The sequence below is a fragment of the Arcobacter denitrificans (SeqCode) genome, assembly GCF_048571185.1.
In the GTDB taxonomy this organism is placed as follows: Bacteria; Campylobacterota; Campylobacteria; order Campylobacterales; family Arcobacteraceae; genus Arcobacter; species Arcobacter denitrificans.
In genome coordinates this window covers 133003-155298 of record NZ_CP182350.1, presented here as the reverse complement: position 1 = coordinate 155298, position 22296 = coordinate 133003, and the positions used below count along the sequence as shown (strand labels likewise).

Annotated in this window: 25 protein-coding genes and 1 other RNA gene; 14 read left to right on the top strand and 12 right to left on the bottom strand. The window is 27.4% G+C overall.

Annotated elements, in window-relative coordinates; translation table 11 throughout:
- Window positions 1–32: 32 nt before the first annotated feature.
- Together lolA and rnpB are read left to right on the top strand one after the other, a co-directional pair.
- Window positions 33–560, top strand: a complete 528-nt coding sequence (gene lolA, locus ACNI28_RS00850; RefSeq protein WP_419764948.1) for a LolA-like outer membrane lipoprotein chaperone — start codon at window positions 33–35, stop codon at window positions 558–560.
- Window positions 561–588: 28 nt separating this feature from the next.
- Window positions 589–911, top strand: an RNA gene (gene rnpB / locus ACNI28_RS00845) — RNase P RNA component class A.
- A gap of 6 nt (window positions 912–917) precedes the next feature.
- On the opposite strand, the gene ACNI28_RS00840 is transcribed toward rnpB, so the two are convergent.
- Both ACNI28_RS00840 and ACNI28_RS00835 read right to left on the bottom strand, forming a co-directional pair.
- Window positions 918–1208 carry a hypothetical protein gene (locus ACNI28_RS00840; RefSeq protein WP_419764947.1) on the bottom strand — a complete coding sequence of 97 codons (291 nt, stop codon included), beginning with the start codon at window positions 1206–1208 and terminating at the stop codon, window positions 918–920.
- Window positions 1209–1246: 38 nt separating this feature from the next.
- On the bottom strand, window positions 1247–2020 hold the full coding sequence (locus tag ACNI28_RS00835; protein WP_419764946.1) for a hypothetical protein: 774 nt from the start codon (window positions 2018–2020) through the stop codon (window positions 1247–1249).
- Window positions 2021–2217: 197 nt separating this feature from the next.
- On the opposite strand from ACNI28_RS00835, the gene ACNI28_RS00830 reads away from it, so the two are divergent.
- The 6 genes from ACNI28_RS00830 (at window position 2218) to ACNI28_RS00805 (ending at window position 5573) form a co-directional block, all read left to right on the top strand.
- Window positions 2218–2445 carry a DUF1104 domain-containing protein gene (locus tag ACNI28_RS00830; protein ID WP_419764945.1) on the top strand — a complete coding sequence of 76 codons (228 nt, stop codon included), beginning with the start codon at window positions 2218–2220 and terminating at the stop codon, window positions 2443–2445.
- A gap of 2 nt (window positions 2446–2447) precedes the next feature.
- Window positions 2448–3119 (top strand): response regulator transcription factor, encoded by a 672-nt coding sequence (locus ACNI28_RS00825; protein WP_419764944.1) that lies wholly within the window; start codon window positions 2448–2450, stop codon window positions 3117–3119.
- Complete coding sequence (locus ACNI28_RS00820; RefSeq protein ID WP_419764943.1) at window positions 3082–4266, top strand: sensor histidine kinase; 1185 nt, start codon at window positions 3082–3084, stop codon at window positions 4264–4266. Before ACNI28_RS00825 ends, ACNI28_RS00820 begins: the two co-directional genes overlap by 38 nt.
- On the top strand, window positions 4260–4592 hold the full coding sequence (locus ACNI28_RS00815) for a hypothetical protein (protein WP_419764942.1): 333 nt from the start codon (window positions 4260–4262) through the stop codon (window positions 4590–4592). Before ACNI28_RS00820 ends, ACNI28_RS00815 begins: the two co-directional genes overlap by 7 nt.
- 71 nt (window positions 4593–4663) lie before the next feature.
- Window positions 4664–4969 (top strand): c-type cytochrome, encoded by a 306-nt coding sequence (locus ACNI28_RS00810; protein WP_419764941.1) that lies wholly within the window; start codon window positions 4664–4666, stop codon window positions 4967–4969.
- 40 nt (window positions 4970–5009) lie between these two features.
- A complete protein-coding gene (locus ACNI28_RS00805; protein ID WP_419764940.1) occupies window positions 5010–5573 on the top strand; it encodes a glycine zipper 2TM domain-containing protein in 564 nt (187 codons plus the stop codon).
- A gap of 60 nt (window positions 5574–5633) precedes the next feature.
- Here the strand turns inward: ACNI28_RS00805 and ACNI28_RS00800 are convergent, their stop codons facing one another.
- Window positions 5634–5912 carry an HU family DNA-binding protein gene (locus ACNI28_RS00800; RefSeq protein ID WP_298751113.1) on the bottom strand — a complete coding sequence of 93 codons (279 nt, stop codon included), beginning with the start codon at window positions 5910–5912 and terminating at the stop codon, window positions 5634–5636.
- Window positions 5913–6033: 121 nt separating this feature from the next.
- Window positions 6034–6615: a class II aldolase and adducin N-terminal domain-containing protein gene (locus tag ACNI28_RS00795; RefSeq protein ID WP_419764939.1), complete on the bottom strand. Its 582-nt coding sequence runs from the start codon at window positions 6613–6615 to the stop codon at window positions 6034–6036.
- A gap of 60 nt (window positions 6616–6675) precedes the next feature.
- Between ACNI28_RS00795 and rsmH the strand changes: the two genes are divergently transcribed.
- Genes rsmH through ACNI28_RS00780 form a run of 3 tightly spaced genes read left to right on the top strand, consistent with a single transcriptional unit; the run spans window position 6676 to window position 10905 of the window.
- Window positions 6676–7578 (top strand): 16S rRNA (cytosine(1402)-N(4))-methyltransferase RsmH, encoded by a 903-nt coding sequence (rsmH, locus tag ACNI28_RS00790; protein ID WP_419764938.1) that lies wholly within the window; start codon window positions 6676–6678, stop codon window positions 7576–7578.
- Window positions 7571–7822, top strand: a complete 252-nt coding sequence (locus tag ACNI28_RS00785; RefSeq protein ID WP_419764937.1) for a hypothetical protein — start codon at window positions 7571–7573, stop codon at window positions 7820–7822. The genes rsmH and ACNI28_RS00785 overlap by 8 nt, the downstream gene beginning before the upstream one ends.
- Window positions 7819–10905, top strand: a complete 3087-nt coding sequence (locus ACNI28_RS00780; RefSeq protein ID WP_419764936.1) for an efflux RND transporter permease subunit — start codon at window positions 7819–7821, stop codon at window positions 10903–10905. The genes ACNI28_RS00785 and ACNI28_RS00780 overlap by 4 nt, the downstream gene beginning before the upstream one ends.
- Before the next feature lie 4 nt (window positions 10906–10909).
- On the opposite strand, the gene ACNI28_RS00775 is transcribed toward ACNI28_RS00780, so the two are convergent.
- On the bottom strand, window positions 10910–12217 hold the full coding sequence (locus ACNI28_RS00775) for an SH3 domain-containing C40 family peptidase (RefSeq protein ID WP_419764935.1): 1308 nt from the start codon (window positions 12215–12217) through the stop codon (window positions 10910–10912).
- Between the two features lie 121 nt (window positions 12218–12338).
- On the opposite strand from ACNI28_RS00775, the gene ACNI28_RS00770 reads away from it, so the two are divergent.
- Window positions 12339–13181 (top strand): GGDEF domain-containing protein, encoded by an 843-nt coding sequence (locus ACNI28_RS00770; RefSeq protein WP_419764934.1) that lies wholly within the window; start codon window positions 12339–12341, stop codon window positions 13179–13181.
- On the opposite strand, the gene ACNI28_RS00765 is transcribed toward ACNI28_RS00770, so the two are convergent.
- The 7 genes from ACNI28_RS00765 to glmS all read right to left on the bottom strand — a co-directional run bounded on the left by ACNI28_RS00765 (window position 13167) and on the right by glmS (window position 20891).
- On the bottom strand, window positions 13167–15461 hold the full coding sequence (locus ACNI28_RS00765; RefSeq protein WP_419764933.1) for an EAL domain-containing protein: 2295 nt from the start codon (window positions 15459–15461) through the stop codon (window positions 13167–13169). The two genes, ACNI28_RS00770 and ACNI28_RS00765, sit on opposite strands and share 15 nt — an antisense overlap.
- A gap of 85 nt (window positions 15462–15546) precedes the next feature.
- Window positions 15547–15822: a c-type cytochrome gene (locus tag ACNI28_RS00760; protein WP_419764932.1), complete on the bottom strand. Its 276-nt coding sequence runs from the start codon at window positions 15820–15822 to the stop codon at window positions 15547–15549.
- A 147-nt stretch (window positions 15823–15969) separates the two neighbouring features.
- A complete protein-coding gene (locus ACNI28_RS00755; RefSeq protein WP_419764931.1) occupies window positions 15970–16245 on the bottom strand; it encodes a c-type cytochrome in 276 nt (91 codons plus the stop codon).
- Between the two features lie 102 nt (window positions 16246–16347).
- On the bottom strand, window positions 16348–17922 hold the full coding sequence (locus ACNI28_RS00750; protein ID WP_419764930.1) for an AMP-binding protein: 1575 nt from the start codon (window positions 17920–17922) through the stop codon (window positions 16348–16350).
- 10 nt (window positions 17923–17932) lie between these two features.
- Complete coding sequence (locus ACNI28_RS00745; protein WP_419764928.1) at window positions 17933–19123, bottom strand: glutamate mutase L; 1191 nt, start codon at window positions 19121–19123, stop codon at window positions 17933–17935.
- The gene (locus ACNI28_RS00740) at window positions 19120–20484 is read right to left on the bottom strand and encodes a methylaspartate mutase (protein ID WP_419764927.1); all 1365 of its coding nucleotides are present in this window, start codon (window positions 20482–20484) and stop codon (window positions 19120–19122) included. Before ACNI28_RS00740 ends, ACNI28_RS00745 begins: the two co-directional genes overlap by 4 nt.
- Window positions 20481–20891, bottom strand: coding sequence for a methylaspartate mutase subunit S (glmS, locus tag ACNI28_RS00735; protein ID WP_419764926.1), 411 nt, complete (start codon window positions 20889–20891; stop codon window positions 20481–20483). Before glmS ends, ACNI28_RS00740 begins: the two co-directional genes overlap by 4 nt.
- 100 nt (window positions 20892–20991) lie before the next feature.
- Here glmS and ACNI28_RS00730 point away from each other — a divergent pair, with 100 nt between their 5' ends.
- Window positions 20992–21684 (top strand): alpha/beta fold hydrolase, encoded by a 693-nt coding sequence (locus tag ACNI28_RS00730; RefSeq protein WP_419764925.1) that lies wholly within the window; start codon window positions 20992–20994, stop codon window positions 21682–21684.
- A gap of 68 nt (window positions 21685–21752) precedes the next feature.
- Entirely contained in the window at window positions 21753–22232 is a 480-nt protein-coding gene (locus ACNI28_RS00725; RefSeq protein WP_419764924.1) for an RraA family protein, read from the top strand.
- Window positions 22233–22296: the final 64 nt, after the last annotated feature.

Genomic DNA, 22296 nt, shown 5'->3' with positions numbered 1-22296 from the left:
TCCGATGATTATATAAAAAAGAAGGTTAAATTATGTTTTATAAACTGGTTTTTATTGGAATGTTTGTTTTATCTGCATTTTCTCAAGCTTCAATATTGAATAATATTAAGTCATTTGATGCAAATTTTGAACAAAAAATCATAAACCCATCACAAAAAGAGATTTTATATAAAGGTCACTTAGTATTAAAAGAGCCATATTATATTTTATGGCAGTATAAAGAGCCAATTTTAAAAAATGTTTATATAATAAATAATTTTGCAATTATTGATGAACCAGAGTTAGAACAAGCGATATTAACTAAACTTCAAAATGAAATAGATATATTAAGTCTTATAAAAAATGCTAAAAAAGTATCAAAAAATGAATATCTAGCAAAAATATATGATGTAGAATATAATCTTTTTACAAAAGATAATAAAATCCAAAAAATTGAGTATAAAGATGCCTTGGAAAATAGAGTTGTAATAACATTTACTAATATAAAACAAAATATAGATATAGATGATGAAATATTTAAGTTTTTACCACCTGAACACTACGACATAATAAGAAAATAATTATTTTTTGGTTAGAATTCAACTCTTAAAGGTACAACAGACAATAGCTTGAAATAATTCAAGAGGAAAGTCCGGGCTGCAGTGAAGCAGGGTTCCATCTAAAGGATGGCTAGGGAAACCTAAGGGATAGTGCAACAGAAATTAAACCGCCATTTATGGTAAGGGTGAAACGGTAAGGTAAGAGCTTACCAGTGTTTTGAGTAATCTTAACAGCTTTGTAAACCCAACTCGCAGCAAGAAGAGACGGTATTTAGCTTCACAGTTTTTCTCTTCGCAAGATTGTTTAAGTAATTTAACAACTAGATAAATTATTGTCAAATACAAAACGCGGCTTATAGTTGTACCTTTATTTAAAGGCTATTTTTTCATCTCTTCACAAATATCTAACTTCATACCTTCATGAAAATTACAGTTTTTACCACACTTATATGTACCGCTTTTTTCTAAACCTTTTTCTTTTAAAACTCCTAATGAAACTTTTCTACATATCTCTAATGTAGGAAATGTAGCTGGAGAAATAAGACTTCTTTTTGTATTTGCTTTATCTGGGTAAATATATGAAGTCCACTCTGCTTCCTCGGCATCACCGAAAATACATCCTGTAAAAAGTGTAAGAGCAAGAGCTGCTAGTAAAATATTTTTAATCATTAATTATCTTTCTTTTTTTTCTTTGGATTTTATTATAATCATTCTAAAATCTTCTTTAGTGTAGATTTCATAACATCAAAATCTTTCAAAAACTCTTTTAAACGTAGGTTTTCTAGGTACATATTAATAGCTTTTAAAAGCTGTTCTGAAACTTTTCCTAATGAGGCAGCTTTATTTATGGTATCAGGTTTGTATCCAATCTCTTTTGCCAAAGCTTTATATGTTATATTTAAATCTTTACATACCTGTTTTATAATATTTGGATTTAATTGTTCATATAAGTGTTTATGTGTAATATCAAATAGATTACATACATCAATAATCACATCTTTTTTAGTGATTAAATTGGCTCTATAATCAAAGTTTGCTGAACTTGGATTATACATATCAAATTTTTCTTCTTTTAAAGATATAAAAAGTTCTTCTCCATCACAACCAATAATCTCATCAAAGGTTTTTGCTAAATCGTCTTCATTTCTATTTTGAAACTCTTCAATAAACATCAAAGAGTTTACTTTTTTAGCTTTTGTTTTTGAGTCTTTTAATTCTTCATATGTAATATCAAAAATTGGATGCTTGAAATCAGGATGGATTGAATCTTTTGGCATAGAACCATCATTGAATAATACATGTAAATTTGTTGATGAATCTCTATTGTTTGAAAAGACACTATGTAAATCTGCAGTGGTCATCATATAGTTTGAAAGAAATTCATCAACAACCTCTTCAATCTCATGAATTGATTTGTATTCACACTCTAAATCTCTAACATAATATGGGACTCTTTGGAAAAGTTTTCCTACTTGAATCATATTTGACCCTTTTTTGAAATATTATCTAAAAGTTGTATTATATACAATATAAACTTTGAAATTTATATATTAAATAATGACAAAATGTAAAAATATATAAATTTAATCTTGTATTAAGAAAGCTAAAATAAGATTGTTTTACGATTTTTCCACAATATTTATGGTATGATAAATCAAAAATAAGAAGAGAATAAATTATGAAAAAATTGTTAACAGTTTTTATCTTTTTGGCTTTTATGTCACCTCTTTTTGCTGTTGATTTTTCTGAAATGTCAACTCAGGAATTGATAGAAATCATTGGTTTTGTAAAAAAAGAAAATAAAACAAAATTTGAAAAAGAGCTAAAATCTAGAGTCTCTACAATGAGTCAAAAAGAGAGAAATCAATACCATAAAAATATGCAAAAATCAAAAGAAAAAAGATAAGTATGAAGAGAAAAATTTTACTTTTAGAAGATGATATTACACTAAATGAAACAGTAGTTGAATATTTACAAGAGAGTGCTTTTGAAGTTGTATCTTTATATGATGGAGAAGATGCATATGCAAAAATCTATGAAGAAAAATTTGATTTACTCTTATTAGATGTAAATGTTCCTTCTCTAAATGGCTTTGAACTTTTAGAAAATCTAAGAATTGATAATATAAATACTCCTGCTATATTTATTACTTCCTTAAACTCCATGGACTCTTTTGAAAAAGGTTTTAATTTGGGTTGTGATGATTATATAAGAAAACCTTTTGAACTTAAAGAGTTGCTTATTAGAATAGAATCTATACTAAAAAGAGGGTATTTTCATAGTGTTGATACAAAAGTAAATATTGTAGATGATATATATTTTGATGCAAGTACTAATTTACTTTTCAAAAATGATGAACAAATCAAAATAAACAACAAAGAGACTAAACTATTAAAACTATTTTTACAAAATCAAGATCAAATCTTATCCCATGATCAAATTTATGAATATGTTTGGGATTATGATGAAGAGAGCAGTGATTTTTCACTAAGAACTTATATAAAGAATATGAGAAAAATATTTGGGAAAGAGAGAATCATAAGTGTTAAAAAGCTTGGATATAGATTTACCACAGAGTGAAAAAAAGACTCTTTGGGGCTTTTTAACACTATATAGTGTACTTTGTATTGTAATTTTACTATTTATTTCATTTTTATATTATAACTTTAAGAAAGACTTGATGCTTCAAAACAAAAGATTGATACTACAAGAGTACTCAAATGATTTAATTATTAGATTAAAAGATTTACATATTAATTTTGATAAATATAAATATTACCCAAGGGATGAAAGATTTAATTCGGCTATTTATGATAGTAATAGAAATCTTATCTTCTCAACACTATCCTCAGCCAAAGTAAAACTTGATGAGATTACTTATACTACAAATAGCCACATACACTATATAAAAGAACCAGAATCATACTATTTAGGTGCTAAATATGTACTGCTTGAAATACCAGAAGAAAAAACCTGGATAAATGAAGTTATAAATAAAATTGCTATTTTTTTAGTTTTTGGTTTTTCTATTATGTTTATTTGTGGATATTTTTTATTGAAACTATTTTTAAAGCCAATGCGTGATTCACTGCACCTTTTAGATAGGTTTATAAAAGATACAACCCATGAGCTAAACACTCCAATTAGTGCAATTATTACAAATATTGAGATGATTGATATAGGAAAATTAGAGGATAAAAAACTACAAAAAAAATTACAAAGAATTGATACAGGAGCTAAAACAGTCTCAAATATTTATCAGGATTTGACATATTTAGCACTAAATAATAAAATTATCTCACAAAATGAAGATTTAGATTTATCAAAAATAGTTTTAAATAGAATTGATTATTTTAAAACTTTAGCCAATGTGAAAAAGATATCTTTTATCAAAAGTATAAATTCTGGTGTAAGAATCTTTTGTGATGAAAAAAAGATAAGCAAAGTAATAGATAATCTTTTATCAAATGCAATAAAATATAATAAAATAGCTGGAACTATTGAAATCACACTTGAAAATAGAAAATTAATCATAAAAGATAGTGGAAAAGGTATACCTAAAGATAAAATACCATCTATGTTTGAACGATATGCACGATTTGATAAAAGTGTTGGTGGTTTTGGTATTGGCTTAAATATAGTTTATATTATAAGTAAAGAGTACAATATAGACATAAAAATAAAATCAGAAATAGGAGTTGGAACTCAAATGGAGCTTACATGGTAAAAAGATTACTTTTTTGTGTTTTGGTTTTTGTTTCATTTTCCTATGCAAGTGTTTATAAAAGCAATTGTGTATCTTGTCATAATAGACTACCTGTTTCTATTGATAAATACTTTTATAGATATTTATTAAAATATAGCTCTAAAACAGCTGTAAAGGAAGCTATGACTAACTATCTTAAAAATCCTAGCAAAGATACTACTATCATGCCAGAAGCTTTTATAAGCAGATTTGGAGTAAAAAAATCTACTCATTTAAGTGATAAAGATTTACAAAATGCTTTAGATGAATATTGGGAAATATATAAAGTTTTTGGCAAATTAAAATAATCTTCTAAACTTCACAATCCTTCCACTTTTATATTTTATACTTCTTTTATCAAACATTAAAAGGAGTTAAAATGCAAACTTTAACAAAAATCTTAGTAGTAAGTTCAATCTTAGGTTTAACATCACTTATGGCAAGTGAAGGAGAAACTCTTTATAAAGCTTGTGCTTCATGTCATGGACAAAATGGGGAAAAAGCAGCCCTTGGAAAATCTCAGATAATCAAAGGATGGGATAAAGAAAAAGTAGCAGCATCTTTAAAAGGTTATAAAGATGGGTCATATGGTGGTGCAATGAAAGGTGTTATGAAAGGTCAAGTTTCAAGGCTAGATAATAATAAAATTGATGCTTTGGCAACTTATATAGCAACATTTAAATAGTAGTAGCTTAATAAAGCTATTACTTAAAAAGGAGGCAGCTATGAAAAAGCCAATTAAACTATTATTTTTAGGATTAATTATATTTTCAACTTCACTTTTTGCTCAAGGTGATAGGTTTTCAGAATTAGTAAAAGTAGATTATTCAAAGCCTGTATATGAAACAATAGAGGAGCTTATTCCACATAGACATAATAGTAATTGCTATGAAGAGTATGAAGTAAGAACACCAAGAAATAGAACATCTTCTTATAAAAGTGAAAATACACTTGGAGTAGATACTATTATAGGTGCAACTACTGGTGTAATTATTGGTAATCAAATAGGACGTGCTAATGGAAAAGTAGCTGCTAAAGTTATAGGTGGTCTTTTAGGAGCAACAGTTGCAAATAGTATGAGAAATTATGAAAGAGTTCAGGATAATACAAATGAATACTATTATGAAACTAAAAGAAAGAATATATGTAATAATTATAATAAAAAAGTAGTTAGAAAAAATGTCTTAAAAGGATATGATAACTATTTTACTTACAATGGAAAAGAGTATAGAAAATTTACAACTTATAAAGAAAACTACGTAAGAGTCGAGACAAGAATAAACTTCTAATAAAAAAAGGTAGGCTAAACTAGCCTACCTTTTTTTAATTAAAAGTAATAATTTATAAAATTATTTTGCAGCAACAGCTTCTTTTAAAGCTTTACCAACTTTAAATTTAGCTACAGTAGTAGCTGGAACGTTAACAGTTTTATCTGTACCTGGAACTTTTGCAGTTCTTGCAGCTCTAGCAGCTGTAGAAAATGTACCAAACCCAATGAAACTAACAGTCTCTTTTTTTACTAAAGTCTCAGTAATAGTTTCTAATACAGAATCAACTGCACATTTTGCGTCTTTTTTAGATAATCCTGCTTTTGCAGCTACTGCGTCGATAAATTCAGCTTTGTTCATTGAAGAACTCCTTGTTTAAGATTTAAAGTTACCAAAACTTTATACTATTTAAACTTTAAAATAGCTAAAAGTATTAGCTTTTTTCCCATAAATAGAGGTTTATTTGTAAAAAAATGATTTTTTAGTCTCTAAAACTTGATTTTATACTTAATAGTCTACAACTATTTTCGATAATAGCTACTTTTTTTACAAGCTCATTTATATCTCGATCATATACATATACACCAATTCCTTTTATTACCATGACATGAGTATTCGTCTCTTTTAGGTATTTTGTAATCTCTAATGCATTCCTATCATACCAAGTAGAAAATTTCCCAGGATCAATTACTTTTATTGTACCAAAGGTTGTTTTACCAAAATAATCATCAAAAACAATTTCATCATGATCAAAGGTATAAGCTGTTGTATATATTGGAACTCCAAAGGCAATATATTTGGCTTCATGTATATTATTATATATAGTTGCATGAATATGAGCCTCTATACTTGCAATCTTCCATCTATAATCTCTATTTGTCATACTTAATTCACTAAAAGATTTTTCACCCATTTCATCAAATATTGCATCAGAGGTGTTTATCATAAAACTATTGTGGTCAAGTTTTGAAGATATTGCTCCATGGTAGATACCAAAAAAGTTTTTTCTAAATAGTGTCAAAGATAGCTTACTTAGTTGCTCTATGTGATTTTTATCAATCATTTTAAATACCTTAAATATTGTTTTGGATATTATATATAAAAAACTATAAGGACCCTTTTAATGAATATCCCACATATACCTGTATTGTACAAAGAGACACTAGAAGTTTTTGAAAGTGTCAATAATGGATATATACTAGATTGTACTTTAGGTTATGCAGGTCATTCAGAAGGACTTTTAAAACAAAATTCAAATATAAAATTAATATGTAATGACCAAGATAGTGAAGCTTTAGAGTTTTCAAAGAAGAGATTAGAGCCTTTTTTAAATAGGGTTATTTTCAATAAAGGAAACTTTGAAACAGTCTTAAAGAGTTTTAAAGAGTATGATATTCGAGGGATTTTAGCAGATATTGGAGTTTCATCTTTACAGTTAGACAAAGAAGATAGAGGTTTTGGATTTGATAGTGAATCTTTAGATATGAGAATGAATCAAGAACAAACATTAGATGCTTCTTTTGTTGTAAATAATTATTCTCAAAATGAGCTCGAGAGAGTTTTTAAAGAGTGTGGAGAAGTAAAAGAGTATAAAAAAGTTGCTTCAATAATCGTAAATAATAGACCATTTACAAGTGCAAAAGAGTTGTCTTCTTTTATATCTAAAAATATGCACAAAGGAAAACTTCATCCTGCAACTTTACCTTTTCAAGGTATTAGAATAGAAGTAAATGATGAACTTGGCGTTTTAGAAAGACTTTTTGATTCAATTGAAGAAAATAGACTTTCAAATTGTCTCATAGCAATTATCTCTTTTCATTCCCTAGAAGATAGGATTGTAAAAAATTACTTTAAAAAATGGAGTAAAAACTGTATTTGTCCAAGTGATGTTATGAGATGTACTTGTGGTAATGACAATGCTTTAGGAAAAATTATAACGAAAAAGCCTATAATTCCAACAAATGAAGAGATAAAAATAAATCCAAGAAGTAGAAGTTCAAAATTGAGGGTTTTTAAATTTGATTAAATTAAATGCAAAAAATTCACTTATTATTGTTTTATCAACACTTGCTATATCATTAATACTCTTTTTTCCAAAAATATATTTGGCTAATAATATTTATTATATTAGTAAGGATATCAATAAATTATACGCCAACTATATTTCACTAAAAGAAGAGAATAGGTTTTTACAACAACAACTTGAAGATATGAAATTTAAAAACCAAATTATAGATTCTCTTTTAATAAATAGCTTGGAAAACAAATGATTAAATATATAATAGAGTTTGGTCTTAGAAAACCAATTTTGAATCATCTTCTTTTACTTTTTTTGTTAATTTTAGCAGTTTTTGCATATAACAAAATCCCAAAAGAGATATTTCCTCCTGCTGTTTTGGATTCGGTTGTTATAAATGGCTCTTATGTTGGAGCTAGTTCTGATTTACTAGATAAAATGGCAGTTGAAGACTTAGAAGATGAATTAACTTCTTTAGATGAAGCCTCTGATATTACTTCTGTAATCAAAAATGGATATTTTTCTATAAATATAAAGTTAAAAAAAGGTTTTAAATCAGAAGATATTATTGATGATGTTAAAGATATAATTACAAAGGCAAAAACAAATTTTCCATCTGATATGGATGAACCAACAGTAAAAGAGCTTGTTCATGCAATACCACTTATCACAGTTGTAGTTTATGGAGATGATAAACCAAAAGCACAGCTACTTGAAGTAGCAAATGAACTAAAAGCATCACTTTCTAAAATGGGAGATTTAAGTAATATCTCAATTTGGGGAGATAGTGATAAAGAGTTACTTATAAAATTTAATGAAAGAAAAATCTTAGCCTATGGGCTTAACTTACAAGAAGTAATTAGCACAGTTGAAAGCTTAAGTTCAATCTTTCCAGCAGGTATTATAAAAGATAGTACAAGACACTATTATTTAAGTACTTTTAATGGTGAAAAAGAGATTGAAAATATCAAAAATACAATTTTAAAGCTCTCTAATCAAAAAATTTACTTAAAAGATATTGCCAATATTACTTATAAATTAGCCGATGTAAATAGTATCTCACATTTTAATGGCAATAAAGATGTCTCTATTGGTGTAAATAAGAGTGAAACGGGTGATGCTATTGCCTTAGTTAAAAATATAAAAACTATGTTAAAAGAGTATGAGTTAAAATACCCTGATTTAAACTTTGCAAGCCATACAGATACTTCTGTTTGGATAAAAAATAGATTAAATACAGTTGTATCAAATATACTTTTTGGACTTTGTTTACTTTTTATAGCACTATTTTTCTTTATTAATGTAAGAATTGCAGCTGTGATTGCAATAGGGATTCCCACTTCATTTATGATAGGACTTATAAGTGCAGAGGCTATGGGATATAGCTTAAATATGCTTTCCTTATTGGGTGCCCTGATTGCACTTGGAATGCTTGTTGATGAAGCTATTGTTGTAGGTGAAAATATATATAGACATATGGAAATGGGTAAAGACAAATTAACAGCAGCTATAGATGGAGCAGTTGAAGTCTATCCTGCTGTTTTAACGGCAACTGCCACAACAATATTTGCTTTTTTACCTATTTTACTTATGACTGGTGAAGTAGGGAAGTTTATGAAAGTTCTTCCTATTATGATTACTATCTTACTTATTTCATCTTTGGTTGAAGCTTTCTTCTTTTTGCCTTTACATTCAAAACAGCTTTTTAATGTTCATGATAAAAAAAAGAAAGCAGATAAAATTTGGGATTGGAATAAGAGATTTTATAAAAAGATTTTGTCTTTTTTACTAGAGAAAAGATACATATCTTTATTTGCAATGGTATCTTCTATTATTCTTTTAACAGTTTTTATTGCAATGGGCTCAAGGTTTCAATTTTTACCAGAGTTTGATACTACGCAGGTATATATAAATGGTTCTGTTGGTGTTGGTAAAAAAATAGAACAAACAGAACAATTAGTTTCAAAAATAGAACAAAAGGTTTTAAAAGAGTATAATTTTGAAAAAGATGTTGATTCTATATCTTCAGTTATTGGACTAAAACTAGATGGTAAAAATCAGCCTCAAAATGAGGAGTTTTATTTTCAAATTTTTGTTAATCTTCATGAAAAAGAACCTCAAAATCTTTTTGATAAATATATAAACCCATATTTGTCACCAAAATATGATGATACAAATATGATAAGAACTAAGCCTGCCCAAAAGATAGAAAATGAACTTAGAGAACTTATCAAACCATTTATAAACTCAGGTGAGTTTGAAGAGTTAAAAGTTTTTGTTCCAAAAGCTGGGATAGTTAAAAATGATTTAGAGTTATCAATTAGTGGAAGTAATGCTAATGTAAAAGATGCTGTTGATAATATAAAAAAAGCACTTAAAGATATAAAAGGGGTATCAAATGTAGCAGATGACTCTATTCTGGGCAATATTGAATTAAAGTTTAAAATAAACTCTTATGGAGAGAATTTAGGGTTTACAGAAAACTATATAGTCTCTTCTATAAGACCTTTTTATTTTAAAGGTTCATATTCAAAGATGTTTGATAATACAGGAATTGTAGATATTGTTTTCCAAAGTAAAAATAAAGACTTATTGAGTAGTTTGGATAATTTTGAACTAATAGTTCCAAATACAAATGAAAAGGTTTTACTAAAAGATGTAGTTGATATTGTACGAAAAAATGCCTATTCTCAAATATTTAAAGAAAATGGTGAAAGAATAGTCTCAATAACTGGCTCAATTGGTGGAGGAATTACATCAGCTGAAGTTTTTGAGACTTTAAATACAACAATAGAAAAATATAGACAAAAAGTAACAATTGATATAAAAGGTGAGCAACAAGAGAATGAAAAAGTTCAAAAGGAGATGGGAGAAGCAGCACTAATAGCTGTGGTACTAATATTTATTGCCTTAGTTTGGATGTTTGATTCTTTGGTTAAGTCTTTGATTATTTTATCTACAATTCCTTTATCTGTTTTAGGTGTTTTTGTAGGTCACTTTGTCTTAGGATTAAATATTACAATGCCAAGTTTAATAGGTATAGTTGGTCTTGCAGGAGTTATTGTAAATGATGGAATTATTATGATGGACTTTATTAAAAAAGCAAAATCTTTAGATGAACTTGTAGGTTTTGCACTTTTAAGACTAAGACCTATATTGCTGACTTCAGTTACAACTATTTTAGGTTTATTTACTTTAATGTTTTTTGCCTCAGGGCAAGCTCTTATTTTACAGCCTATGGCTGTATCTTTAGGTTTTGGAATATTGTGGGCAACTGTTTTAAATCTATATTATGTACCTATGTTATATAGGCTTATATATCTAAGAAAACTATAGACTGTTACTTTTTTTTTTGAGTAACGTTTATAATTCCAAGTAATCTAGAAGCTAAACTTCTTTTTTCATCAAATCCACTTATATCTTCACCCATATTTAGTGTTGTAATTACTGCTTTACCTACAATTTTTCTACCATCATTTCCAAAAAAGTCTTTTGTTTTTACACCCCAAACATTATGAAAAAATAGTGGTTCATTGTTTTTTTGACCAATATAAATCATAATATGTCCTTTCATATAGGCTAGGGTCAAAAAAGGAATACCATTTTTTAAAATAAACTCTTTTTTCTTTTTATTTGTAAAACTACTTATATCAAGATATCTATAATCTAAAGTTTGCCCGTAAGAGTTTCTTTTTAGATTTATGCCAAATGGTGCAAAGTAATCTTTTGTCAGTGCGGAACAATCCCTATGACTTAAAGCTTCTCCCCATCCATAAGGCTCTTTTAGTAACTCATTTATTATATTAGAGACATTAGCATTGTTAAATTCTATAGGTTTTTTTGATATATAAAGATTTGGAATTTCTACAACTCTTATATATCCATGGTTGTTTGCATATCTTCCTACTGTAATTGCTTTATTATTTTTTACAGGAAATAGAGTTCCTACTTTTATATATTCTAAAAATATACCTTTTTTATATATTGGAAAGTTATCTTTTATAGCAACATAATAGTTTTGATTTTCAAAAAAGTTTATGATTTTATCATCAACATAAGCTAAGTCATTTACATCTATCCAACCTTTTGCAAAGGACGAGAGTACATATGCCCAAGCTCTATCTTTAGAGAAGTGGGATATCAAAATAGGGGAGTTGATTTTGATGCCAGAGTTTTGATTATAATCAAAGGGGAAGCCTTCTCCTGCAATAGATGGATTGTAGAAAATCTTGCTATTTGTAGGGAATACTCTTAAATTTGTATTTTTGACTGTTATTGCTTTTCTTAAAAAAGTATTGTACTTTTCAAAATTAGAGTTATTTATTTGCTCATCAAACCACTCTTTTGTAAGTAGTCTATTATTATCTCCATAAACTTTTTTATTTTTATAGTTAAATTGCCAAGTTACATCTTTTATACTTGCTTTAAAATTTTTTTTGTGCCAAGGTTTAAAATATCTTTTATCAAACTCTTTATTTAATTTTTCTTGTATATCTTTGTCAAAAGTTGGTAAGGAAGAGGTATACTCTTTTGCATCTTGTTTATAGATTTTTAAATCATTTACTTCTGTGTCTAACTGTTTTGATACACAGCCAAATAATAAAAAGGTACTACAAAAAACAGTTACTAAAAAATATACTTTTTTCATAAAAATCCTATAAAATCTTAAATTTAATGATTCTAACATAATGCATTTTAAATTGATGTTTAGGTCTTTGTAAATTGTTATACTATATGATGTTAAAAACTGTTTTAAAGGTTAACCCTAAGTGACAATTACAATTTCTATTGGAAAAGAGATTTTTGAAGATATCTTGAATATGAAACAAAGAGTTTTATCAAAAGAAATCAATAAATACTGGAGAAGTGAACTTTTAGATATAAAAATTGTAGAGGATAAAATAAGGTATGACATAAAAAAAGTTGATAGTCTTATTTTAACTAATGGTTTAGGGGAAGAAAAACCATCTATAAAAATAGAGTGTAGAGAGTTAGATTACAATGCAAAGCTAAATAAGTTTGAATTTAAATTAGGAAAAATCTTAGAGCAAAAGAATATTAACAGTACAGAAAATTTTAAAGATAATCTAATTGAAGAGCTTTTAAAAGAGAAAGAACTTTTAAAAGATATGATGAATAAAGATCCCTTGACATCTTTATACAACAGAAGAAAGATGGAAGAGGATTTAGAAATTTTTACAAAGCAAAAACATTCAAGTATGCTTTGTGCAGTCTTTATTGATGCGGATAGATTTAAAGGAATCAATGATAACTTTGGACATGATATGGGAGATAAGGTTTTAAAGTTTTTGGCAACTAAAATACAGTCACATGTTTATAATCTAAATGGCGAAGCCTATAGGTATGGAGGAGAAGAGTTTATAATTCTTTGTTTTGAGAAAAAAGATGAGTTAATAAAAAAACTCAATGTTTTAAGAGAAGAGATAAAATCACAAAAGATTTTTCATCCCTTAAAAGAGATATCTATAACTGTCTCTATGGGTGTCTCTTTTTATGATAAATCTCACTCAATGGAGCATTTTATAAAAATGGCAGATGATAAGGTTTATGAAGCAAAGATAAATGGAAGAGATAGACTAGAAGTAGTTTAAGTCTTTTTTCCCTTCTTCTATGTTTTCATTTACTGTTAATTCAAACTCAGGTTTTCCTATATGGTATCCTTGTGAATAACTTATATTCATAGCTTTGATAAATTCAAATATCTCTTTATTTTCCACATACTCTGCAATTGTTCTTATTTTTAAACTGTCACATAGAAATTTTAAGGTACCTACAAGAAGCTGGGTCTTTTTATTTGTATCAATGTCTGTAATTAATGCTCCATCAATTTTAAGGTAGTCTATGTAATCAGAAAGCTTAATTATATAATCATAATTGGAATAACCACTTCCAAAGTCATCTATAGCAATCTTACAATTAAGTCTTTTTATCTCTTTTATAAATTTTGTAAAAGCTTCATAGTTATTTATAGCTTCTGTTTCAACAAGCTCAATTACTAGTTTGTTTTGGAGGTTATGATTAACAATCTCTTCATAAAGATATTTTCTAATCTCTTCATCAAGAATATCTTCCATACTTAAGTTTATAGAAAACTCAAAATCTTTATCATCAAAATACTCAAAGGATTTTTTGATAATAACTTTTGTTAAAGCTTTATATTTTTTTATTTTTTTAGCAATTTGTAAAAACTCATCTGGAAAGAATATCTTATCTCCATACTTTAATCTTACAAGTACTTCATACTTTTCAACTTTTCCTTGAAAATTATTATAAATAGGCTGAAAGGCAATAAGTACATTATCATTGTTTAATATAGCATCTTTTATTACTTTGATTTTATCAAGATTTGATTTGTGTTTTTCTAGGTTTTCAATATGAGAACTATTATAAATAGAGATATCATGATTTAATTCCAATGCATCATCTAGTGCTATTTCTGCCTCTTTTAACTCATTTATATCGTTATTTAGGCTGTCTATTCCACTAACACCAATTGCAGTATCAATATTTATCTCATATTTATCAAGAATGATAAATTCTTTATTTTCCAATAAATTTTGAAGTTTGTTTAATGATTGATTTAATATCTTTTTATCTTTATATAGATATTTAAAGGCAAAAACATTGTGTTTTATTTTATATACTTTTAAAAACCTAGTATCTGTTTTAATAAATTCTCTAAAAAAGTGTGTACACTCTTTTAGTAACTCTTTTGAGACATTAAATCCATATATGTTTTGTATATTTTTATCATTTGTTATATTTAATAAAACGATTAGAGAGTCTTTAAACTCTTTTTCTTTTAAATCATTTAAAAGATGTTCCAAATTAGGTAGCTTTGTTAAATCATCTGTGATAAACTGTTTAATTATTTTTTCTTCTAATCTTTCAGGTGTACTCGCAAAACGTACAACAAGAGGTAAAGCTAAAACTGAAATAAAAATAAGAATATAAATTAGTTGTAATTTTTTGTTTTCAATATTTTCTTCAATTTTAGTAAATTTTGATTGAAATAGCAAAGTTAAATTTTCTTCCAAGCTAAAAGCATCGATTTTTTTTGCATGTTTTGTGTCACTATTATATTCTTCTTTAGATAAAATAAGTTTTGCAGCAGGTTTCCCAACTTTATCTTCTAATAAATGAGTTTTAAATCTCTTTGAGTAAATAGCAAGTTGCTTAGAGTCATCAACAATAAATTGTCCTTTATTATTAATCAAATATATATTGAATAACTCACTATGTCTTAATTCATTAAGGAAATTATCTAAAAAGAGATTTATTACTATAAATCCTTTTCTGTTGTTATTTTTATCAAAAACAGCTTTAGCAAGTCTAATTGTTGCCATCTTAGGTTCTGAAACTTTTCCATTTTCAATATTTAAATCTATTTTGGAAACTCCAAACTCTTCCTTTTTTAATTGTATAAAGTTTTTAAAGTAGTCTCGATATGTTTTATTTTCTAACTTATTTTTAGGTGTTATTGTTGAAAGTTTATCTTTTGAAAAAAGATTTTTATTAATTTTTATTTTTTCATTACCTTCTAAATCTATATATCTAATTTGAAAAGCTGAAGGTGAGGTATTTAGTACAGCCAAGAAGAGTTGAGTACTATTCTCATTATCTTGTACCTTGTTAATATAATCTGTAAATAATTTATTTCTAGAAAGTATATCTAGAGAGTTTTTGTAATGATTTATATATTCAGCTATATATTTATTTTTATTTTGAAAAGTTGTTTTATAGTTTTCATTTGTAATATTATGAATATTAGATTCATTGGTATAGTTGTTAAAAGTATAGATAAAACCTATCAGAATTGAGACAGATAATAGATGGAAAAATAAAAATTTAGATTTGTAGCTTAATTTCAAAATTGATACCCTTTTAAGAATATTTTCTTGTTAATATATTACAAGAAAAGTCTTTAAAAAGTATCAATTTTATTTAAAAGTGAGACTATTTTCCTACTTTTTCTGCAATAGCATTAATATCAGCATCACTTAATCCTGTTACTTGACCTTTCATAAGACCTTTCATTGGTCCACCATAAGTTCCATCTTGATAACCTTTTAAAGAAGATACGATTTCAGCTTTAGTCATATCAGTTAGTACTTTAGATTTACCCATAGCAGCTTTTTCTCCATTTGCACCATGACATGCAACACATTTATCATATGGTCCTGCAAATGCAGCACATGCAAGAATTGAAGTTAGTAGTATAATTTTTTTCATTGTTTACCTTTAATATTAATTGAACATTAAAATATTATAATACTTTAACTTTTAAGTTTATTATTTTATTTAAGAATTTATTTAATAGTACTAAAATGAGGAAAAGTGTAACATTATTAAAATAAGAAGAATATCTTCTTATTTTAATTATTTACCTATTTGTTCTGCTATAGCATTTATGTCTGCGTCACTTAATCCAGCAACTTGACCTTTCATAAGACCTTTCATTGGTCCACCATAAGTTCCATCTTGATACCCTTTTAACGAAGATACAATATCAGCTTTACTCATGTCACTGATTACTTTTGATTTTCCTAATGCAGCTTTTTCCCCATTTGCTCCATGGCAACCTGCACATTTTTTATATGGACTAGCAAATGATACACATGCTAGGATTGTTGTTAGAAGTAAGATTTTTTTCATAAAATTCCTTTTTTTAATATTGTATTAGGATTTTAATCTAAAAATATAATTTTTGCTTTGATTTATGTCAAAAATGAGGCACCTAATATAGCAATCGCTATATTAGATAGTTTCTAAGACCTCTTTTTTAAGTTCTTGTTTATTGATTTTATTTTTGTCACTAGGAATTAGTGGCAAGGATTTTTTATATACAATCTTTGATGGGATCATATATGAAGCTAGATGTTTTTTAAGTTCAAAAGTTATCTCTTTTGCAGATAATTCACTCCTTGCACTATATACTAAAATAATCTCTTCTTCTATATCTTCATTTTCTATTGAAAATACTGCACACTGTTCTATTTGTGGAATGTTGTTAATAACTACTGATTCAATTTCATAAGGACTTACTCTAAATCCTCTAGTTTTAATCATATCATCATGTCTTGATACAAAATAGATATATCCCTCTTCATCTTTATAAACATAATCTCCTGTTTTTACAACAACTTCATCTCTTAGTTGTCCTTCAAGATTTATTACATTTTTTAAAATATCAATTGATTTGAATCTTTCAGATGTTTCAAGAGGAGCATTCCAAAAACCTTTGTATATATACCCACCCCTATGAATTAGTTCACCTACAACTCTGGGTTTACACTCATTTCCATCTTCATCAATAATATATAATTCAACATCTGGAATTGATTTTCCAATTGATGTAGGTCTTATATTTATTTGAGATGGGTCTAAATATGTTGATCTAAATGCTTCTGTTAAACCATGCATTGAGAAAAATTTTGCACCTGTAAAGAATTTTTGTATATCATTTAACATCTTAGGCGTAACATTTCCACCAGAAGAGGTGATAATTCTAATATTACTCAATAACTCTGCACTTGGAAGTCTATGTAAGTCCTCATCAAACATTTGAGTGATGTTTATTGGCATTAGAGGTATTACGCTTACATTATCATTTATTAGATGATTGAAAAAGTCACTTGCAAGTATAAATCTGTGTAGTGCTAGTGTTGCTCTTTTATATAAAGAACAGAAAATTTGATTTAATCCATAATCTAAATTAAATAGTAAAATTCCTGATATCACATCATCTTCTTCTAGGCTTAAGTAATGAGATACAACTCTTGCACTATCTATTAAATTTCTATGTGAGATAACTATACCTTTTGGAGTTCCTGTAATACCAAATGAGTAAGTTATAACTGCATTGTCATGACCATTTATTTGACATGAATATGGCTTATTATAGTATTTGAAAATCTCTTCAAATGATGCTATATCTTTGTGTGTTGTTTCATAAGAGATAATATGACCATCAAACTTAATCTCTTCTATTGATTCAAGTTTTAATTTATCAGTAATGATACATTTTATATCACAATCTTTGATTATATATTCTACTTGCTCTGGTTTAAGTAGTTTTGTTAGAGGTACAAGTACATAATCAGTAGATAAAATAGAAAGTATTGCTATTACTTGCTCGATACCTTTATTTGAGTAAACTCCAACTCTGCTGCCTTTAGGTAAATCTAACTCATTTAAGTAAAAAGCAACTTGATTTACTTTTGTAAGTAAGTCATTGTAAGTAAGACTTTTTTCATTTAGGACTAAAGCATTTTTATTTGGATGTGAGATTGCAGCATCTTCAATTAATCTTCTAATACAATTTATAGACATCTTTTATCCTTTAATTTTGAGTTAAACCAAGAGTCCAAATATCGTAATTTGTATCCATTACAACACTTGGATTATGGTTTGAGTTTAGAATTTTTTTATAAAAAAATGAGATTATATCTTCAATCTCCTCTTGTGATAAAACTTTTGTTATACCACCTGTTAAAACAAAACTGTTAAGTGATAATAGCTTTAAGTTAACATAAGTTTTTCTATAGTGTGATACTTTACATAAAACTAAGAATATCGCAAGTTGCATTAATATTCTTAAAGCTTTTTCACTTTGCTCTTCAAAGATATTTTCTGTAACTTTCAAGTGAGACAATAGTTCATAAACAAACTCATTATTTTTTGCACTAAAAATTAAAGACTCTTTTGATTTAAAAACACCAAGTTTTTTAAATACAAGTCTATCATACTCATTTGTTGTAACCATATTATCATCCACTAAATCTTTTGAATAGTGAATATCAGTTGTAGCTCCTCCAATATCAATAAGAATATAAGGGTCAACAACTGAAAACTTTGTATCAATATATGGCAAAGTTTTATTAACTATATATGGAGTAGAGTATATTTGATTTGATGTTATTTCATAAAGATGTTTGATATCTTCTTTACCCATAATATCAGCTTGATAAAGGTTTGTTAAATACTCTTTTAAATGCTCTTCTATAATATGTAATTTATCATCAATAATATTTGGTAAAACAGCAAGATTTTGTATGTTTTTTTCTAAGATAACACTTTGTTTTTTACTTCCTACATATACTATATTTGAGTAGTTTATTTTTTCTAAGTAGTCAAATAACTCTTTTGAAAAAATATCAGAAACTGAATCAATTCCACCAACAACAATAACAACATCTATCAAATCACTTGGAATTGATGAAGTCTCTATATCTTGGTATAAAACAGTATCAATAATATTTATTCCAGAGTTAAAGGCAATATTTGTTGCATATTTTAGAGAAAAAGAGTTTGTAACACCAATAATAAGAGTACTTAGCCCTCCATTTGCAGATGAACAAATAAAAACATCATCTTTTTTATAGTTGTGAATTGTTTCTCCACATTTGTAAGTTAAATCATCAAAAATATTTTTGTTGAAGTCCCGAAAGTGCTGTTCAACACCTTTTGATGAGCTAACTTTAAAATATGTACTTCCTACATCTATTAATAGCTTATTTTGTACTTTACTCATTGCATAATTCCTATATCATGGATAATATCATTTACTATTGAAGTGGTGTCTTTTTTAAGGTCACATTTTGATTTTTCATATTCAAAACATTTATCAGGAATTGGAACACTTCCTCTTTTTATGATTCTAATATTTTTATTTGCATCTCTAATTGTAATCATTTCATTATGATTTATAATATGTGGAGAAAATGGTACATCAATTATCCCATTTTTGATACTATTAAATACTTTTCTCCATAATGTATCAGCACTATCATTGAATACAGCTTCCATAATAGCCATAACTTCAGCTGTTAAGTTTTCCTCTTCTTCTTTATCTACAACATTTGGAAGACCATTTAGTATTCTAAGAAGATATTGCGTATTTGCAACTGTTTCTGCATTTGCTTCTTTTGTAGGAATTCCAGAAGCCTCTTGTTTTGTTTTTGTGATAATTTTATCAGCACCTACCATAGAAGCAATTGCTGTTGACATAGAGATAAGTTGTGAGGCAAAGTTTTGATCCATAGGAAAAGCACCCATCCATTGATGATATACCAAGTGTACCTCAGCATCACCACATCCAATTTCATTTGCATAAAATTTAGCAAGCTTTCGTATAACTGCACCCGTTACAATATCTTGATTCATACTTCCAGTTTGAGAGAAAGATACAGAAAAAGATTTAACTCCTTCTTCAAGTGATAAAAGCATCTCAAGAAGTTGAATTACAATAGTAATACATGGAGGAACTAGTGTAGCCGTAAGAGGTCCAAATGATTCTCTATTTATTGGTTCATTTAGTGTTGAATATTTGGCACAAACTCTCTCAACATATTTCCAGTATAAAAAGGCTTTATCAAGTGGAAAGTTTTTAGAGTAGGGTAAAAGGTAAGTAATAGGACCACCCTCTATTTCAAAAATACCTGAAGCTATAGCTGTTTCTATTAGAAGTCTAGCATCTGGAGTTCCATGACGTAGAGATACAGGCTTGTTAAAATGTGTAATCATTTTTCTCGTAGTTCTATACCCATGGTTAACTAGTGGATAACCATTTAGCATATCAACTTCACTCTCTTCAGAAAGTCTTAGCATCTTTTTAGCAGTTGCATAGTCATTTAATCTAGTATTTGAATCAATAGTACAAGGCAATACATCTACATTTGCATCTACAAAGAATTCATAAAGTGCATACATCTTATTGTAAGTTGGAAAACCACCACGTGGTTGTACCAGCATTTTATTTTTTGTTTTAAAGTTATGTGATATAAATAGGTCTTTTGAAGCATTTTTGACAAACTCTTCAACCTCAGCAAAGTCAAAATGCTCTACATATTCATTACTTAAAATTATCTCTCGTTCTTCTTGTAATAAACTCATGATTCTCTCGTCTTTAAATATTTTTCTAATTCATCTAAACCTGTATTTAAATCTACTTGATGAAATACCAAATCAAAACCATAGTTTTTGAACTTTGGTACAATAGTTGACGCATCACCAGTTCCTACTACTAAGTTTCCACCAATCATAAAAACTACATTGTCTAAGTTTTTATATTTTGATTTTAATATTTTTACTTCTCTACACCAGCCTTCTGCTTCACCGTTTAAAGAAGAAATTAATAGTACATCTGCATCAGTTTCAACTACAGCATCAAAGAACTCTTCAAGATAAGTATTAACGCCTAAGTTAAATACTTCAAATCCTCTTGCCTGTAATGAAAGATCAATTAGTCTATTTGCTACAACGTGTATATCGTTTCCTACAACGCCTGTTACTACTTTCATTTTCTTGCCTATTTGTTCATTTTATAAAGGGCATAAGGATATCTAAAAGTATGTAAAACTTTTATTAGATAGAATAGGGCAAAAAATAATGGCAAAGTAAATGAAAACAAAAATATATATGATACCGGGCTTTATGAATGATGAAAAATTATGGAGTAGATTAATCCCTCTTTTTGATGACAGTTATGAGTTTATACATCTTGAAATTCCTTTAGAAGATAGTTTTGATAAAATAGTAGATGTATTAAGTAAAAAGATAAAAGATGAAAAAGTAAACCTTTTAGGTTTTTCTCTTGGAGGTTATATTGCTTGTTATTTTGCACTTAAATATCCAAATAGAATAGATAAAATTTTATCAGTTGCTTGTACTCCAGGAAACTTAGATGAAATAGAGTGCCAAAAAAGAAGAGCTGCTATAAAATTAACCCGTGAGTTTGGATTTAAGGGACTTAGTAGAAAAAAAGCTTTAAGTTTAGTGGAAGCTCAAAACCAAGATGATGAAGAACTAATAAACTTAATACTTCAAATGTATGTGGATATAGGAGAAGACGCTTTTTATTCTCAATTTTCTGCCACAATTATAAGAGAAGATTTAAGTGAAAGATTAATAAATAGTGATTTAAAGCTAGCTTTCTTATATGCAAATGAAGATAGATTAGTTAGTTCAACGTTTATGGAAGAGCTTAGTCAAAAAGCAAAAAATATGGACTTTACACAAATAAAAGCACAAACTCATATGTTGCCCCTTGAAAGAGCAAAAGAGGTAAAAGAAAAAATCATAGATTGGTTTTAAAAGATAAGATAAGTAGATATTAATTATCTTTTGTAATAATATAGTTTAAATATAATAAGGAAAATAAAATGGATTTTTTTACAGCAGATTTGTGTGACCAACACCCTGATAAAACATATTTGTTAGACAATGAGTTTACAAACTATGGGGGAAAAGAAAAAGTTTATGGTGAAGTTGTTACTGTTAAACTTGATAGAAATAATAGTGAATTGATTTCAGTATTAAGAGATAATGATGGAACAGGCAAAATTGTAGTTGTAGATGTAGAGGATGAATACTTTGCAGTAGTAGGTGAAAACCTTATGAAGTTTGCAGCACAAAATAACTATGAAGGTATTATTGTAAATGGTTATGTAAGAGATACTTTTCAAATAAAAGATATAGCAGTTGCTCTATATGCAAGAGGAACTTGTAGTAGAAAGTATATACCTGTGACACAAGGAGAAATAGGAGTTAATATATCTTTTGGTGGAGTAAACTTTTGTGAGGGTGATATTGTATATGCAGATATGGATGGAATAGTATTATCAAAAGAGAGTTTATTTTAGGTTGACATCCATATTAGTACGTAGTATAATCACTTAATAAACTACTAGTTAGTATTAAAAAGGT